General features: G+C 67.8%; 14 protein-coding genes. 8 read left to right on the forward strand and 6 right to left on the reverse strand.

All coding sequences use genetic code 11. The features are described from left to right. Window positions 1-13: 13 nt before the first annotated feature. Window positions 14-1,168 (forward strand): FAD-binding oxidoreductase, encoded by a 1,155-nt coding sequence (locus tag FCF25_RS06455; RefSeq protein ID WP_137047767.1) that lies wholly within the window; start codon window positions 14-16, stop codon window positions 1,166-1,168. Window positions 1,169-1,236: 68 nt separating this feature from the next. Further along, window positions 1,237-1,590: a hypothetical protein gene (locus tag FCF25_RS06460; protein WP_137047769.1), complete on the forward strand. Its 354-nt coding sequence runs from the start codon at window positions 1,237-1,239 to the stop codon at window positions 1,588-1,590. Window positions 1,591-1,612: 22 nt separating this feature from the next. Here FCF25_RS06460 and FCF25_RS06465 read toward each other — a convergent pair whose 3' ends face one another. The 3 genes from FCF25_RS06465 to FCF25_RS06475 all read right to left on the reverse strand — a co-directional run bounded on the left by FCF25_RS06465 (window position 1,613) and on the right by FCF25_RS06475 (window position 6,039). Continuing rightward, a complete protein-coding gene (locus tag FCF25_RS06465; RefSeq protein ID WP_137047771.1) occupies window positions 1,613-4,321 on the reverse strand; it encodes a TRAP transporter permease in 2,709 nt (902 codons plus the stop codon). Next, window positions 4,318-4,821, reverse strand: coding sequence for a DUF1850 domain-containing protein (locus FCF25_RS06470; RefSeq protein WP_137047773.1), 504 nt, complete (start codon window positions 4,819-4,821; stop codon window positions 4,318-4,320). The genes FCF25_RS06465 and FCF25_RS06470 overlap by 4 nt, the downstream gene beginning before the upstream one ends. A 102-nt stretch (window positions 4,822-4,923) precedes the next feature. Continuing rightward, window positions 4,924-6,039: a TAXI family TRAP transporter solute-binding subunit gene (locus tag FCF25_RS06475; RefSeq protein WP_117593885.1), complete on the reverse strand. Its 1,116-nt coding sequence runs from the start codon at window positions 6,037-6,039 to the stop codon at window positions 4,924-4,926. 172 nt (window positions 6,040-6,211) lie between these two features. On the opposite strand from FCF25_RS06475, the gene FCF25_RS06480 reads away from it, so the two are divergent. Beyond that, window positions 6,212-8,275, forward strand: a complete 2,064-nt coding sequence (locus FCF25_RS06480; protein WP_137047775.1) for a S9 family peptidase — start codon at window positions 6,212-6,214, stop codon at window positions 8,273-8,275. Between the two features lie 161 nt (window positions 8,276-8,436). Here FCF25_RS06480 and upp read toward each other — a convergent pair whose 3' ends face one another. Continuing rightward, a complete protein-coding gene (gene upp, locus FCF25_RS06485; protein WP_117593881.1) occupies window positions 8,437-9,114 on the reverse strand; it encodes a uracil phosphoribosyltransferase in 678 nt (225 codons plus the stop codon). Window positions 9,115-9,298: 184 nt separating this feature from the next. On the opposite strand from upp, the gene FCF25_RS06490 reads away from it, so the two are divergent. Together FCF25_RS06490 and FCF25_RS06495 are read left to right on the forward strand one after the other, a co-directional pair. Continuing rightward, window positions 9,299-10,456, forward strand: a complete 1,158-nt coding sequence (locus tag FCF25_RS06490) for a GNAT family N-acetyltransferase (protein ID WP_117593879.1) — start codon at window positions 9,299-9,301, stop codon at window positions 10,454-10,456. 329 nt (window positions 10,457-10,785) lie between these two features. Then, complete coding sequence (locus FCF25_RS06495; protein WP_137047777.1) at window positions 10,786-11,685, forward strand: TylF/MycF/NovP-related O-methyltransferase; 900 nt, start codon at window positions 10,786-10,788, stop codon at window positions 11,683-11,685. 42 nt (window positions 11,686-11,727) lie between these two features. Here FCF25_RS06495 and FCF25_RS15535 read toward each other — a convergent pair whose 3' ends face one another. Beyond that, on the reverse strand, window positions 11,728-11,904 hold the full coding sequence (locus tag FCF25_RS15535) for a hypothetical protein (protein WP_168191214.1): 177 nt from the start codon (window positions 11,902-11,904) through the stop codon (window positions 11,728-11,730). Window positions 11,905-11,963: 59 nt separating this feature from the next. Here FCF25_RS15535 and FCF25_RS15935 point away from each other — a divergent pair, with 59 nt between their 5' ends. The 3 genes from FCF25_RS15935 to FCF25_RS06505 are packed head-to-tail and all read left to right on the forward strand — an operon-like array spanning window position 11,964 to window position 12,744. After that, window positions 11,964-12,089, forward strand: a complete 126-nt coding sequence (locus FCF25_RS15935) for a hypothetical protein (RefSeq protein WP_256360031.1) — start codon at window positions 11,964-11,966, stop codon at window positions 12,087-12,089. Further along, entirely contained in the window at window positions 12,086-12,277 is a 192-nt protein-coding gene (locus FCF25_RS15800) for a hypothetical protein (RefSeq protein ID WP_217353101.1), read from the forward strand. Before FCF25_RS15935 ends, FCF25_RS15800 begins: the two co-directional genes overlap by 4 nt. A 56-nt stretch (window positions 12,278-12,333) precedes the next feature. Beyond that, window positions 12,334-12,744 (forward strand): SRPBCC family protein, encoded by a 411-nt coding sequence (locus FCF25_RS06505; RefSeq protein ID WP_137047778.1) that lies wholly within the window; start codon window positions 12,334-12,336, stop codon window positions 12,742-12,744. Between the two features lie 42 nt (window positions 12,745-12,786). Here the strand turns inward: FCF25_RS06505 and FCF25_RS06510 are convergent, their stop codons facing one another. Next, entirely contained in the window at window positions 12,787-14,028 is a 1,242-nt protein-coding gene (locus FCF25_RS06510; RefSeq protein ID WP_137047780.1) for a GTP-binding protein, read from the reverse strand. Window positions 14,029-14,140 lie beyond the last annotated feature (112 nt).

Raw genomic sequence — 14,140 nt, forward strand, 5'->3', positions numbered from 1 at the left:
CGTCGCCCGAAACATGACCGAACGAGACGAGACGGACGGAGCGTACGAGGCTATCGTCGTCGGCGGCGGCATCGTCGGCGCGTCCACTGCCTACCATCTCGCCCGCGAGGGGTGCGAGACGCTGCTCGTCGACCGGCGCGACGAGGGGAGAGCGACCGACGCCGGCGCGGGCATCCTCTCGGCGGCGACGAGCAGTCGCGGCGGCGACAGCACGTGGTTCGACTTCGCGACGACGGCCGTCGACTACTACGGCGAACTCGTGGCGGCGCTGGAAGCGGAGCAGGACGGACCGCACGGCTACGCGAAACGGGGGCTGCTGAACGTCGCGTTCGACGCCGAGGAGGCCGAACAGTACGACGAGGTGCTCGCGCGCATCCGCGAGCGACAGGCCGCCGGCGAACCGCCCGCCGAGGGGACGGTTCACGAACTCAGCTCCGAGGAGGCGCGCGAGCGCTTCCCGCCGCTGGGCGAGACGGAGCGGGCGTTCTACTACGACGACGCCGCCCGCGTCGACGGACAGACGTTCGAGGGGGCGCTCCGCCGCGCGGGCGAGAACCACGGCCTCGATACGCTGGAGGCGAGCGTCGAGTCGCTCGTCGTCGACGGCGACGAGGTGACGGGCGTCGTCGTCGGTGAGACGGAACTCGCCGCCGACGCCGTCGTCGTCGCGGGCGGGGCGTGGTCGAACGCCTTCGGCGCGCAGTTGGGCGTCGAGATACCGGTCGAACCGCAGCGCGGCCAGATCGTCCACCTGGACCTCGACGCCGACACCGAGGGCTGGCCTATCGTCAGCCCCTACCGCCACAAGTACCTCGTCTCGTGGGACGACGGCCGCGTCGCTGTCGGCGCGACGCGCGAGACGGGCGCGGGGTTCGAACCGAAGACGACCGTCGAGGGTCTGCACGACGTGTTCGGAGAGATTCTCCGGGTCGCGCCGGGACTCGCCGACGCGTCGCTTCGGGAGGTCCGAGTGGGACTGCGACCGCTCGCCGAGGACGGATTACCCGTTCTGGGCGAGGTGCCCGGCGTCGACGGCGCGTTCGTGGCGACGGGCCACGGACCGACCGGGCTCCAACTGGGGCCGTACAGCGGCAAACTCGTCGCCGACGCGGTCCGCGGCGAGGACGCGACCGGGGAACTCGAACCGTTCGGCGTCGACCGGTTCTGAGGCCGAGCGGGAAGTGAGAAGGGGTCGTCGTCTGAACACTTATATCGACTGTCCGAAAAGCGGGACGCATGCTCCTCCAACTCGCGGGAAGCGAAGCCTCACTTCCCGAATACGCGCCGGAACTGGCGTTCGTCGTCCTGCTCGCGTTGGTCTCGTTCGCGGCGACGTATCTCGTCGTTCGGACGCTCTCCGTGGCGTTCGTCCGATGGACGGTGCGCGACGCACGGTCGCGTCTCGGAGCGGTCGGGACGACTGCCGCGAACGCGTTTTCGGTTCTTGTCGGACTCGGCGTAGCCACCGGCGTCGTCGGGTTCGGGTCGTTCGGACCGCTGTTCTCGCTTCTCGCCGTCGCCGGTCTCACCGCGTTCGCGGGCGTCGCGTACCGCGTCGAGCGGTCGCTGACGAGCGGACAGCGGTCGTAGAATCGGGAAAAGAAAGCCGCTCTCAGTCGGTCGTCGGCGACGCCGACGACGGTTCGGCGCGCTCGCCTTCCATCTGCCGCCGGTTCAGAAGCGTCAGCGCCCCCAACAGCACGCCGCCGACCGCCCGGAGCAGCAGGTCGAGCGTCAGTATCTCGACGCCGACGCTCATCCCGGCTCCCGAGAGAATCGTGAACAGCGGGTCGAGGAGCATCTGCGGCGCCATGAGCAGAATCGAGGAGACGGCGAACAGCGAGCGCTCGGCGCTGCTGAGCGGCGAGTAGAGATAGCCGATGATAGTCGGACCGAGCGCGAATACGCCGAGGAACAATCCGACGATGGGGACGACCACCTCCGGGACGAAGTAGCCGATGTCGGCCACGTCCGCGAAGTTGATTATGTGGTACTGTTCGGTGCTCTCGCCGCGGATGAGCAGGATGCCCGGCGCGAAGACGAACGCGAACGGGACGATAGCCTTGTTCAGCGAGAGCGTGAACGCCTCGACACCCGTCTTGAACGGGTCGGACTTCGCCACGCCGGAGGCGGCGTAGGCCGCGACGGCGACCGGCGGCGTGATGTCGGCGATGACGCCGAAGTAGAGGATGAACAGGTGCGCCGCCAAGAGCGGGATGTTCGCCAGTTCCGAGATGGCGCCGCCGAGCAGCGCGACGAGGATGATGTACGTCACCGTCGTCGGCATCCCCATCCCGAGGATGATAGAGGAGATGGCCGTGATGACCAGGAGGAGGATGAGCGACCCGCCGGAGACGGCCTCGATGAGCGCGACGAGGTTCGGGCCGAGACCGGAGACGCTGATGACGCCGGGGATGACGCCCGCGGCGGCGACGGCGACGACGACGACCGTCGCGGTTCTCGCACCGGACTCCATCGATTTGAGCACGAACGTCCCGAAGCGGTAGGCGTTGTTGTCGGCGAGCGAGCGGCGGCCGAGCGCGTCCGCCGTCTTCTCCGCCGAGTCGTCGACGGCGGGGTCGTACTCCAGGAGCGGCGACGGGAGTCGCGGTCGCGCGACGAGGAACGCCGCGCTGACGAGCACGATGATGGTGCCGAGCTGTCCGGCCGCGGCGTCGAGCGCGGCGCGGGGCGCCATCCCGCCGGTTCCCGCGCCGGTCAGCGCGCCGACGATGCCCGCGCCCGTCAACAGGCGCGCGACCGCCTCGGCAGCGAACAGCGCGGCGATGGTCCCGAGAAGCGGGACGCGCGTCCGTTCGTTGTAGGTGGCGACGAGCGCGATGAGCGCGATGATGGCGACGATGGTGTACCACGCCGACCGCGACACCGAGTAGCGAATGCCGATGAGGTAGACGAGCAGCAGCGCGATGGGCGCGAGGTAGTACCAGCCGCTCCGCAGGTGGCTGCCGACGGCGACGAGTTCGGAGGGGTCGACGCCGCCGATGCCCTCGCGCGACGCTTCGAGGTGGACCATCACCCAGACGCCGAAGAAGAAGACGATGGCGGGTATCGTCGCGGCGACGATGACGGTGTCGTAGGAGACGCCGACGAACTCGACGATGAGGAACGCCGCCGCGCCCATCACGGGCGGGAGAATCTGCCCGCCGGAGGAGGCGGAGGCTTCGACGCCGCCGGCGAACTCCGGTCGGTAGCCCGAGCGCTTCATCAGCGGGATGGTGAACGCGCCCGTCGTGACGGTGTTGGCGATTGAGGAGCCGCTGATGGTCCCCATGAACCCGCTGGAGAGGATGCTCGCCTTCGCGGGACCGCCCTTGCGCGACCCCGTCATCGAGTACGCGAGGTCGATGAACCACTGTCCCGCGCCGCTCATCTCCAGGAACGCTCCGAAGAGGACGAAGATGTAGATGTAGCGGACGCTCACCTCGACGGGGACGCCGAAGACGCCGTTGGCGGTGTTGTACCAGAGGTTCTGAATCACCGAGTCCCACGACGCCGAGGGCGTCGAGAGGATGCCGAGATACGGTAGGTCCTGCGGGATGTTGCCCGCGTACCGCGCGTAGAGGATGAACGTCGAGACGATGACCATGAGCAGCGTCCCGAGCGTCCGCCGCGTGGCTTCGAGCACGAGCAGGACGCCGATGGCGCCGAGAACGAAGGCGTACGAGACCTCGTCTATCGGGACGCCGAGCGCAGCGACGGCGTCGACGAGCGGCGCGAGAAAGGGGTACATTTCGCCGGTGGTACGCCCGGAGCCGAGTCCGAGCGCGCGCATCGTCTGAATCTCCTCGTAGTCGGTGATCATGTACGCCGCCGTCAGCGCCGACAGGAAGACGAGCACGAGGTCGACGGGCGTCACCCGCCGCCGGGACGGGTCGGCGATGGCCCAGCGGACGCCCGAGCGGACGCTCGTCGCCGCCCGCGTCGCCGGATGGTCGGCCCCGTAGCTGCGTTCGAGTCCGGGGACGACCCGGGAGAGTCGCCGGGAGAAGAACCCGCCGCTCGACGTCGCCGGGTAGAGCATGAACGCGAGGACGAGCGCGAACACGACGTGAATCGCGCGGATCTGTAGCTGTTGGAGCGCGGCGAGGCGCACCGAGCCGACGACGGGCAGCGTCAGCTCGAAGATGAACCCGCGCGCGGCGAGCCACATCTGAAACGCCGAGAAACAGATGCCGATGAACGCGACGGCGACGGCGGCGGCGCCGCGGAGGTTGCGTTTTCGCTCCAGTTCGTCGATGAGTTCCTGCTTCTCCTCCTCGGAGAGTTCCTCTTCTTCCGGTGGGGTGTCGTCGACGGTCATGGTATCATCTGTTGGAGTATACTGCGGTGTTCGACGTGAATCCGTACGGTGTCGCCGTTCGAGCGCGAAACGAGGTCGTACGTCTCGTCGCCGACGCGGAGCCGGTGGCCGGCGACGTCACCGGGTGAGACGTGTAGTTCCGACAGTCGAACGTCGTCGGGTCTGTGGACGAACGTTCCGTTCTCGCGGGTGACGTTCGCCTGTGCCGGGAAGCCCCAGCCGTACGACGCGAACTCCATGCGCGTCATCACGAGTTCGTCGCCGCGGACCGCGTACACGTCGCGGACGGGACTGCCCTCGACGCTGTGGTTGTACGCGAGCGTCACCGTCGTGTCGTTTTCGACCGGCGCGGTGAGCAGCCGTTCGCCGGTGTCCGCGTCTTCGACGACGACCGCGCGGTCGGGTTGCGTCGCCACCGCGCCGCCGGCGAGAACGAGTGCGAGCACGGCCAGCGACGCGAGTGCGACCCCGACCGACCGACGACCGGAGCGGTCGCTCATGGACGGTGCGAAGAACGCAGAGTCGGTCGAAAGTGCATCTGTACGGGTCAAGAGACCGCACTGTTGTGTGCGGTCGTCCGAGCGAGGTCGGGCCGGGTGCGCTTAGTTCGACTCGTTGCCGCTGGTTTCGTTACCGCTAGTTTCGTTACCGCTGGTTTCGTTGCCGCTGCCACCGGTGCCGGCGGAGTCGAAGTACGCCTGCGCGCCGGGGTGCAGGTCGATGGACATCCCGTCCTGTGCGGTGTCGACGGTGATGAACTCCTGTTTGATGTTGATCTCGTCGGTGTTCTCGAAGATGGCTTCGGTGACCGACTGGACGACCTCCTCGGACTGCTCCTCGTTGGTCGCGATCATCGCCTGCACGGCGACGGTCTGGACGGGTTCGTCGATGCCGCTGTACGTGCCGGCGGGAATCTCGTCGTCGGCGAAGTACGAACCGGCCTCTTTGACCTGCTCGCGCGCGTCGCCGGAGATCTCGACGATTCGGATGTTGCTGTTGTTCGCGAGGTCCTCGATGGCACCGACCGGCCAGCCGCCGACGACGAACGCGGCGTCGACGTCGCCGTTCTGAATCTGCTCTGCGGCCTGCGAGAAGTCGGTGTTCTGCTCGGTGTAGTCCTGGATACCGACCGCTTCGAGAATCTGTCGGGCGTCGACCTGCGTGCCGCTGCCGAGGTCGCCGGTGTTGATGGTCGCGCCTTCGAGGTCCTGCACCGACTGGATGTCGGAGTTGCCGGGCGTCACCACGTGGATGGTCTCGGGGTAGAGCGTCGCCACGCCGCGGATGTTCGGGATGGCGTTCCCCTCGAACGCCTCGATACCTTCGCCGTTGACCGCGAAGTACGCGACGTCGTTCTGCAGGAGCGCGAAGTCGGCGTCGCCGTTACCGAGACTGCCGGCGTTCTCGACGCTGGCACCCGTCGACTGCACCTGCAGGGTGTAATCGGTGTTCGCCTCGACGACGCTCTTGAACTGGTTCGACAGCGGGTAGTACGTGCCGCCGGTGCCGCCGGCGTGCCACGTGAGTTGGGTGTCGCCGCCGTTTCCGCCCTCGGAGTCCGTCCCCTCGCCGTCGGTGTCGTTTCCGGTGTCGTCGCCGCCGGTGTCGTTGTCGCCGCCGTTTCCGCCGTTTCCGCCGTCGGAGCAGCCGGCGAGGCCGACGAGGCCTGCCGCACCGGTCGCAGCGATGAACTTCCGCCGATTGAGATAGCGAGCCATACATCAGAATGTCGTCCAGAGATATATATCACTAACTGTAGTCCAATGTCAACTAATCTCATGCATACCTGAACGTCTCGAACTGTTAACAAGATTTCAAGAGCCGTTCTCACCACCGGCGGACCGTTCCTGCTTCCGAAGGCTATTCCCGAGCGGGTACGAGAGGCGCGGTATGCGACGCGTCAGCGCTGCCGACTACCACGACATCGCCAAACCGGAGAGCCCTCGACTGTCTCCGGGCGGCGAGCAGGTCGCCTTCGTCCGGAAGGTGCCGACAGACGACGAATCGTACGAAGCGACGATCTATCTCGTCCCCGCCGACGGCAGCGACGAGCCCCGCAGATTCACCGTCGACGAGGGCGTCGACAGCCAACCGCGGTGGAGCCCGAGCGGCGACCGCCTCGCGTTCGTCTCGACGCGCGGCGACGGCGACGACCGCCCGCAACTGTGGGTCGTCCCCACCGACGGCGGCGAGGCCCAGCAGGTGACGGACGTCCCCGGCGGCGTCAGCACGCTCGAGTGGAGTCCCGACGGCCGTCGAATCGCGTTCGTACAGGCGACGACCGAAGCGGAGCGCGAGGAGCAACTCGACCTGAGCATCGCCGACGAGGAGGAGTACGAACGCGAGACGCCCGACCCGCGGGTCGTCGACCGCCTCGTCTACCGCCAACTCGCCCGCTACATCGACGGCACCCGCGGCCACGTCTACGTCGCCGACGTCGAATCGGGCGACGTGGGGCGAGTCACCGACGGCGACTACGACCACGGCAGCCCCTCCTGGAGCGACGAGACGACGCTGTACTACACGTCGAAGCGTACCGAGGACCCCGACGACAACGTCTACGTCGACGTGTTCGCCTACGACACCGAGGCGGACGAGGAGGAGCACGTCCTCCAGACGACCGGGTGGGGGACGGGTCTCGCCGTCGCCGGAGACGGCCGCGTCGTCTACGCGCGGACCCCCGAGGACCGCACCTCGATGCGACAGACGGATCTCGAACTGTTCGACCCCGAGTCGGAGGAGACCACGGTGCTGACCGCCGACATCGACCGCACCGTCGGCGCGGTCGGCTTCCAGTGGGACCCCGACGAGGAGTTCGTCTACTTCGTCACGCCCGACGAGGGCGACTACGTCTGTCGCCGCGTCGACGACGCGGGCGCGGCGATCGAAGTCGTCGCGGGCGACGGTCACATCACCGACGTCTCCGCGGGCGACGAGGCGGTCGTCTACGCGAAGAGCGAGTGGGACCACCCGGGCGACGTCTTCGTCTCCGTCGGCGGCGACGAGACGCGCCTCACCGAACTCAACGCCGACTACCTCGCCGACATCGAGGTGGGCGAACCCGAGGAGCTCCGCTTCGAGTCCGACGACGGCGTCGAGGTGCAGGGCTGGGTGCTGACGCCGCCCGACTTCGACCCGGACGGTAGCGGAGAACCGTCCGGTCCCGCGGACGAATCCGAAACGTACCCGCTGGCCGTCGAAATCCACGGCGGCCCGCACGCGATGTGGTCGACGGCGGGGACGATGTGGCACGAGTTCCAGACCCTCGCCGCTCGGGGCTACGTCGTCTTCTGGTCGAACCCGCGGGGGTCGACCGGCTACGGCGAGGCGTTCGAGATGGCCATCGAGCGCGACTGGGGCGACGTGACGATGACCGACGTGATGGCGGGCGCGGAGCTCGTCGCCGAGCGCGACTACGTCGATGCCGACAACGCCTTCGTCACCGGCGGGAGCTTCGGCGGCTTCATGACCGGCTGGATCGTGGGTCACACCGACTTCTTCCGCGGTGCGGTCGCCCAGCGCGGCGTCTACGACCTCTCGTCGTTCTACGGGTCGACGGACGCGTTCAAACTGGTCGAGTGGGATTTCGGCGCGAAGCCGTGGGACGAACCGGAGTTCCTCTGGGAGCAGTCGCCGGTCGCCCACGCCGCGAACGCGACGACGCCGACGCTCGTCGTCCACGCCGACAACGACTTCCGCGTCCCCGTCAACAACGGCGAGATGTTCTACCTCTTCCTGAAGAAGAACGGCATCGACACCCGCCTCGTCCGCTACCCGCGCGAGGGTCACGAACTCTCGCGGTCGGGCGAGCCGGGCCACGTCGTCGACCGAATCGAGCGCATCGCCCGCTGGTTCGACGGCTACTCGGACCACCACGACGTCCCGCCGGCGTTGGAGCGCGGCGACGACGGCCTCTCGGCTGGAAGCGACGGAGACGGCGAAGACGGCGAGTAACGGAGGCGGAGAGAACAGAGCGTTTCCCGGGCGCTCCACGGGACCGTTTCGACAGGAACGCGCCCGCGTCAGACGTGCTCACCGTGGGCGGTTTCGAGTCGAAGAGAGGGGGTTCGGAGACCGCCGAGCCCTCGAACCGTCGAAAAGCGAGGAGCGAGTCGCTACTTGGTGCGGAAGGCGCGGTCGCCGGCGTCGCCGAGACCGGGGATGATGTAGCCGTGCTCGTCGAGGTGGTCGTCGATGGCGACGGTGAGCAGGTCCGCCTCGTCGAACTGGCCGCCGACGCGGAGCAGGCCGTCGGGTGCCGAAACCGCAGAGAGGACAAACAGGTTCTCGAAGCCGTCCGCTTCCTCCAACACGTGGTCCAGGACGGTGCACATCGTGCTACCGGTGGCGAGCATCGGGTCGGCGACGATGACGGTGTCCTTCTCCGTGATTTCGGGGAGTTTCACGTAGTCGATCTTGATGGGGAACTCGCCCTCGTCGTTCATCCCGGCGTCCTCGTCGCGTCCGGCGCTGATGACGCCCTGCTTCGCGCGGGGGAACGCCTTCAGCAGTCCCTCGACGAACGGGGTGGCGGCGCGGAGGACGTTGACGATGACGACGTCGTCGAGGCCTTTCACGCGCTCGCCGGTCGTCTGGGCCATCGGGGTCTCGATGGAGACGAACTCGGTCTCCATCGCGCCGTCGATTATCTCGTAGCCGGCGATGCGGCCGAGTTTCACGAGACCTTTCCGGAAGGCGACCTGTTCGGTCTCGACGTCGCGGAGCTTCGACAGCGTGTCCTTTGCGAGCGCGTGGGTGATGAGGTACGCGTCGTCGCGGTCTTCGATGGGCATGTGTAGAGCGGAAACGCCGAACGACATAAAAGACCTCATCGCCGTCTCCGCGGGGGAACGAGTGTCGTACGCGACGGATGCTCGGCCACAAGCGAACGTTTACTCGTCGAAACCGTCGGGAGGGTCTGCACGGTCGGCGTTCGGCGACGAATAACAAAACGTGCGGTTGCGGAGCGACAGCACGATGTCCCCGACGACAGGGTCCGCCCGGGCCGGCCCGAGCGCGGAGACGAAACGCGACGGCGAGTACCGAATACGGGGCTACGAGGCGGGCGACAGAGACGGGTTGCTGGCGCTCGACCGAACCGTGTGGGGCCGCCAGCGCGGCCGCGAGTGGTTCGAGTGGAAGTACGTCGAGAACCCCTACGTCGACCACGTCCCGATTTTCGTCGCCGAGCGCGACGGCGAGATCGTCGGCGCGCGACCGTTTCTCGTCCTGCCGCTCCGCGGACCCGACGCGAGCGGGGTCGCTTTCCAACCGGCGGATACGATGGTCCACCCCGACCACAGACGGCAGGGCGTGTTCACGAACATGACGACGGCGGCGCTGTCGTACTACGCCGACGCCGACGGAGGGCCCGACCTCTACTTCAACTTCCCGAACGAGGCGTCGCGGCCGGGCTACGAGAAACTCGGCTGGCGGGACGCGGGCCGACGGACGACGTTCTATCGGGTGCAGAAGCCGAGCACACTCGTCGGTACTCGCTTCAGCGAAGTCGGCGAGTCGGTCGCGCGGTTGACGACGCCCGTCGCCCGGCGCTACTACCGGAACCGCGACAGGGCCGCCCGAACCGACCGGCAGTTCGTCGTCCACAGACACCGGACGCTGCCCGTCGACCGCCTCGCGGCGCTGTACGAGCGGTCGATACCCGACCGCCTCCACGCGCACCGCGACGCGGCGTTCTACCGCTGGCGCTTGGGGAGCCCGCTCTGGGGACGACTCACGTACGTCGTCGAGAACGACGAGGGGCCGCTCGCCGCGCTCGTCGCGCGGACGCGGACGACGGAGGACGGTATCGCCGTCACGCAGTTCGTCGAGATCGCGCCGCTCACCGGCGGCGACGAGTGGCTGGCCGGTGTCGCCCGCCTGTTCGACGCCGCGCTCGAAGAGCACGCCGACTCCGACATCGTCGCCGTCTCCGGGAGCGGGGTGCCGCGGGAGTTCCTCACCGAGCGGGGCTTTCTCGCCGACGACGAGCGGCCGCTGTCGCTTTTGACTCGGAGTCGGGTGACCATCGTCTCGCGACCGGTGACCGAGGACGGGCCGCGGGAGTTCGGCGGCCTACCGCTGGACGAACGCGAAAGTTGGTACGTCTCCTTTCTCGAACGGGACACGACGTGAGTCGGGTCGTCGATGCGCGCCGAAGGGGCGCGACGGGAGACGAGTCGTCGATGCGCGCCGACGGGACGAGAGACGCGTAACGAGCTACGTCGACGAAACGCAGAAAGGAGATACCGCGACGAAACCCACCGACGAGACGGGGAAAACGAAACGAACGGAGAGAGTCAATCGAAGGTTTCTGATGGAGGCGGCGCGCGAAATCCCGTTTCGAGGGGCGGGACGGCGGTTCGGCGGCGACCGACGCAGTCGCATCGGCCGGCGGCCGAAACGGTCAGACGGTCGACGATAGCGACCGGATAACGATACCCGAGAGAACTGACCCGAACTCGATGACAGAGACACGAACGCGGGTGAGAGCGACGCTGACGCGGGCGTACAGGCTCGGGCTGCTCGTGCTCAGCGTCCCCATCGTTCTCGGCGAGTACTTCGACGCCGACACCGGTGCGGCCTACGGCGTCGACCTCGGGACGAAGTGTCGCCTCGTCGCCCGGATGTTCTGGAACAACCTCCGACTCCCGACGGGGTCGTCGTTCGTCGAACACCTCGTCGTCGCCACGAAGATACTGCAGCTACCGCCCGACGAGGAGGGCGTCGTCGTCGAGTGCGGCTGTTACCTCGGCGGGAGCACGGCGAACCTCTCGCTCGTGGCGGGGCTCTGCAACCGAACGCTCGTCGTATTCGACTCCTTCGAGGGGATGCCCGAACCCGACGAGACGGACGAGGCGCACGTCCTCGTGCAGTCCGAGCAGGTCCACACGTACGAGGCCGGGTCGTGGCGCGGATCGCTCGACGACGTCCGTCGAAACGTCGCCGCCTACGGCGACGTCGACGCCTGCGAGTTCGTAGAGGGCTACTTCGAGGAGACGCTCCCGGCGTTCGACCGGCCGGTCGCGCTCGCCTTCCTGGACGTGGGTCTTCGACGTTCGGCCGAGACGTGTCTCGAAGGGCTCTGGCCGCTGCTTCGACGCGAGGGCTACCTGTTCACTCACGACGTGAAACACATGGAAATCTCGTCGCTGTTCTTCGACCAGGCGTGGTGGCGCGACCACCTCGACAGGGACGCGCCCGGACTCGTCGGTGCGGGCAGCGGGGTCGGCCTCCACCCGCAGCGAAACGGGTTCGGGAGCCTGCTGGGCTACGTCGTCAAAGACCCGCGACTCGACCAGTTCGAGCGGGTGGAAGAACGGGGCGCGGGAGCCTACGGCGACGAACTGCTGCGAGACGAGTGAGCGGGGGTCCGGTCGACGCGGCGCGTCCCCGTCTCCGACCGCTCACCGGACGACGAGAAACGTCAGCGCCATCAGTACCCCCGTCGCGATGGCGAGGCGTTGCCACGTGAACGAGAGGAGGCCGACGAACTCGAAGCCGTAGAGGACGACCGACGCGAACGCGAGAGACAACACCAAGTTCATCACGAACAGGACCCGCGGGTCCCCTTGAGACTGCATAGCGCCTCCTGGTTCGGCGTGGCACTTAGCTTCTTTGTGCGGGCGGCCGTCACCGACGTATGCGACTCGGGAACCGCGAGGGGACGCCGGTCGACGCCGTGCCGTTTCTCGTCACGACGTCGCTCACGTTCGCGCTGACGTTCGCGTTCGGTCCCGCTTACGGCCTCTCGCTCGGCCTCCGTTGAGCGTCGCCGTCGCCGCCTCCGGAGCCGTCTTCGCCGTCGCCGCGGCGGCGGCGTACTATCGGCTCGTCTGGTCCGTCAATCCCGACATCCGACGGGAGGTTCCCGCGGATGTGCGACTGCTGAAACTGCTCTACTTCGTATTCGCGGTGTTTCTTCTCCTGTCGTTCCTCTCGGTGCTACAGCTCTGAGTTCGAGGGTTCGTCGGTCGGGGACACTTATGAGACCGCGGCGTCACGGACGACCCATGCACGAGGTGACGGTCTCTCGGTTCGTCCGCGCGCCCCCGCGGGTCGTCCGACGCGCGCTCACGCCCGAAGCGGTGATCCGGTACGAAGGGAGCTTCGAGGTCCGCGACGTCGAAGAGACCGAGGACGGCCCCGTCGTCGTCACCGGCACGGATCGCTTCCAGTTCGCGCTCCGCTTCGAGACGCTCGACGACGGCCTGTTCTACGAGCAGGCGGGCGAAGCCGGACCGTTCGACGCGATGGAGACGACGGTCGGCGTCGCCTCCGAGAACGAGGGGTCGCGGGTGACGGCCCGTTCGTCGGTGAGTCTCGGTCTCCCGCTGGCGGGGCTCACCGACCGCATCGCCGCCTGGAAACGGAAGGGGGAACTGAAGCGCGCGTTGGACGCCTTGGCCGCGGACGTGGAGTGACGCGACGCGGAACGGGTAGCGTGAGTCGAACGGGTACCCGACTCAGGGTTCGGTGACGACGAACTCCTCGCCCTGTCTCGGGAACGGGTTCTCGAACGTCGACCAGTCGGCGTCCATCTCCTCGTCGGTGAGCAGACAGTCGTCGAGCGTCGCCGTCGTCGCTTCCTCGTCGAGGTCCGTGCCGATGACGACGAACGCGGTGCGTCGGTCGCCCCACTCGTCGTCCCACGCCAACTCACTGTGGTTCGACCGGTAGAGGTCCTGGTCGAGTTCGGGGAGAGTCGCAATCCACTGGCCGACCGCCTCGGCGCGCACCGACGGCCCCGCCTGGCCGACGACGACGGGCGATTCCCGCCCGGCGACCCAGCAGGTTCCCTTCGAGCGGACGACGTTCGTCGGAAGGTCGGAGAGCAGCGCCGCGAACCGCTCGGGGTGAAACGGCCGACGACGACGGTAGGTGAACGAGGAGACGCCGTACACCTCGTCGGGGTGGCGGTGGTCGTGGTCGTCGCTCCCGTGAGCGTGGCCGTTGTGGGCGTGGTCGTGCGTTCCGTCGTCGCCCTCGTCGGCGGCGTCGAGCGCCTGTTTCCACCCCGCCATCTCGGCGGCGGTCGCCGGGTCGTACAACTGCCGGCCGAACAACCGGTCGGGGTCGACCGCCGACTCCGTCGTCCGGAGAATCTCGGCGTCGGGCACGAGCGCCCGCACCATCTCCTCGACGGCGGCTATCTCCGCCTCGGAGACGAGGTCGGATTTGTTCAGCAGCACGAGGTTAGCGAACTCCACCTGTTCGACGAGGAGGTCGGAGAGCGGACGGCTGTCGTCCTCGTCGGTGCCGCGGCGCTCGGCGACGCCCGCACCGCCGAAGGCGTCGTAGAACAGTCGGGAATCGAGCACCGTCACGAGCGAGTCCACCTCGTACAGCGCCGCCGCGCGCGACCCGGTGGTGAAGAGGCGTGCGACCGGTTCGGGTTCGCTGATGCCCGAGGACTCGACGACGAGAACGTCGAAGTCGCGGTTTCGCGCGAGTCGGGTGACCGCAGTTTCGAGGTCGTCCTGCAGTTCACAGCAGATGCAGCCGTTCGACAGCTCGGCGACGCCGTCGCCGACCGAGAGGTCGGAGTTCGCGCTCACGAGTTCGGCGTCGACGTTGAGGTCGCCCATGTCGTTGACGAGAACGGCGATGTTTCGGTCCCCCGCGTTTCGGAGGAGATGGTTCAACAACGTCGTCTTCCCGGCACCGAGGCTCCCGCTGAGAACAGTGACGGGAATCGTCTGCGTCATGTAAACACACTCGCCACCCGACGACCATGAAGCTACGGCGTTCGGCGGCGCGTGCCGGTTCGCGCCGGGGAGAGGCGGGGACGCGTCGGGGTCCGAGCGCGAGTCCCGGAAA

Origin of the sequence: Haloprofundus sp. MHR1 (genome assembly GCF_005155585.1) — an archaeon.
Taxonomy (GTDB): domain Archaea; phylum Halobacteriota; class Halobacteria; order Halobacteriales; family Haloferacaceae; genus Haloprofundus; species Haloprofundus halophilus.

Coding starts and splice junctions, on each gene's coding strand:
- FCF25_RS06475 (WP_117593885.1), bottom strand. CDS start 6,039: ATGGCTCGCTATCTCAATCGGCGGAAGTTCATCGCTGCGACCGGTGCG.
- FCF25_RS06480 (WP_137047775.1), top strand. CDS start 6,212: ATGCGACGCGTCAGCGCTGCCGACTACCACGACATCGCCAAACCGGAG.
- FCF25_RS06470 (WP_137047773.1), bottom strand. CDS start 4,821: ATGAGCGACCGCTCCGGTCGTCGGTCGGTCGGGGTCGCACTCGCGTCG.
- FCF25_RS06510 (WP_137047780.1), bottom strand. CDS start 14,028: ATGACGCAGACGATTCCCGTCACTGTTCTCAGCGGGAGCCTCGGTGCC.
- FCF25_RS15535 (WP_168191214.1), bottom strand. CDS start 11,904: ATGCAGTCTCAAGGGGACCCGCGGGTCCTGTTCGTGATGAACTTGGTG.
- FCF25_RS06455 (WP_137047767.1), top strand. CDS start 14: ATGACCGAACGAGACGAGACGGACGGAGCGTACGAGGCTATCGTCGTC.
- FCF25_RS06465 (WP_137047771.1), bottom strand. CDS start 4,321: ATGACCGTCGACGACACCCCACCGGAAGAAGAGGAACTCTCCGAGGAG.
- upp (WP_117593881.1), bottom strand. CDS start 9,114: ATGCCCATCGAAGACCGCGACGACGCGTACCTCATCACCCACGCGCTC.
- FCF25_RS15935 (WP_256360031.1), top strand. CDS start 11,964: ATGCGACTCGGGAACCGCGAGGGGACGCCGGTCGACGCCGTGCCGTTT.
- FCF25_RS06495 (WP_137047777.1), top strand. CDS start 10,786: ATGACAGAGACACGAACGCGGGTGAGAGCGACGCTGACGCGGGCGTAC.
- FCF25_RS06490 (WP_117593879.1), top strand. CDS start 9,299: ATGTCCCCGACGACAGGGTCCGCCCGGGCCGGCCCGAGCGCGGAGACG.
- FCF25_RS06505 (WP_137047778.1), top strand. CDS start 12,334: ATGCACGAGGTGACGGTCTCTCGGTTCGTCCGCGCGCCCCCGCGGGTC.
- FCF25_RS06460 (WP_137047769.1), top strand. CDS start 1,237: ATGCTCCTCCAACTCGCGGGAAGCGAAGCCTCACTTCCCGAATACGCG.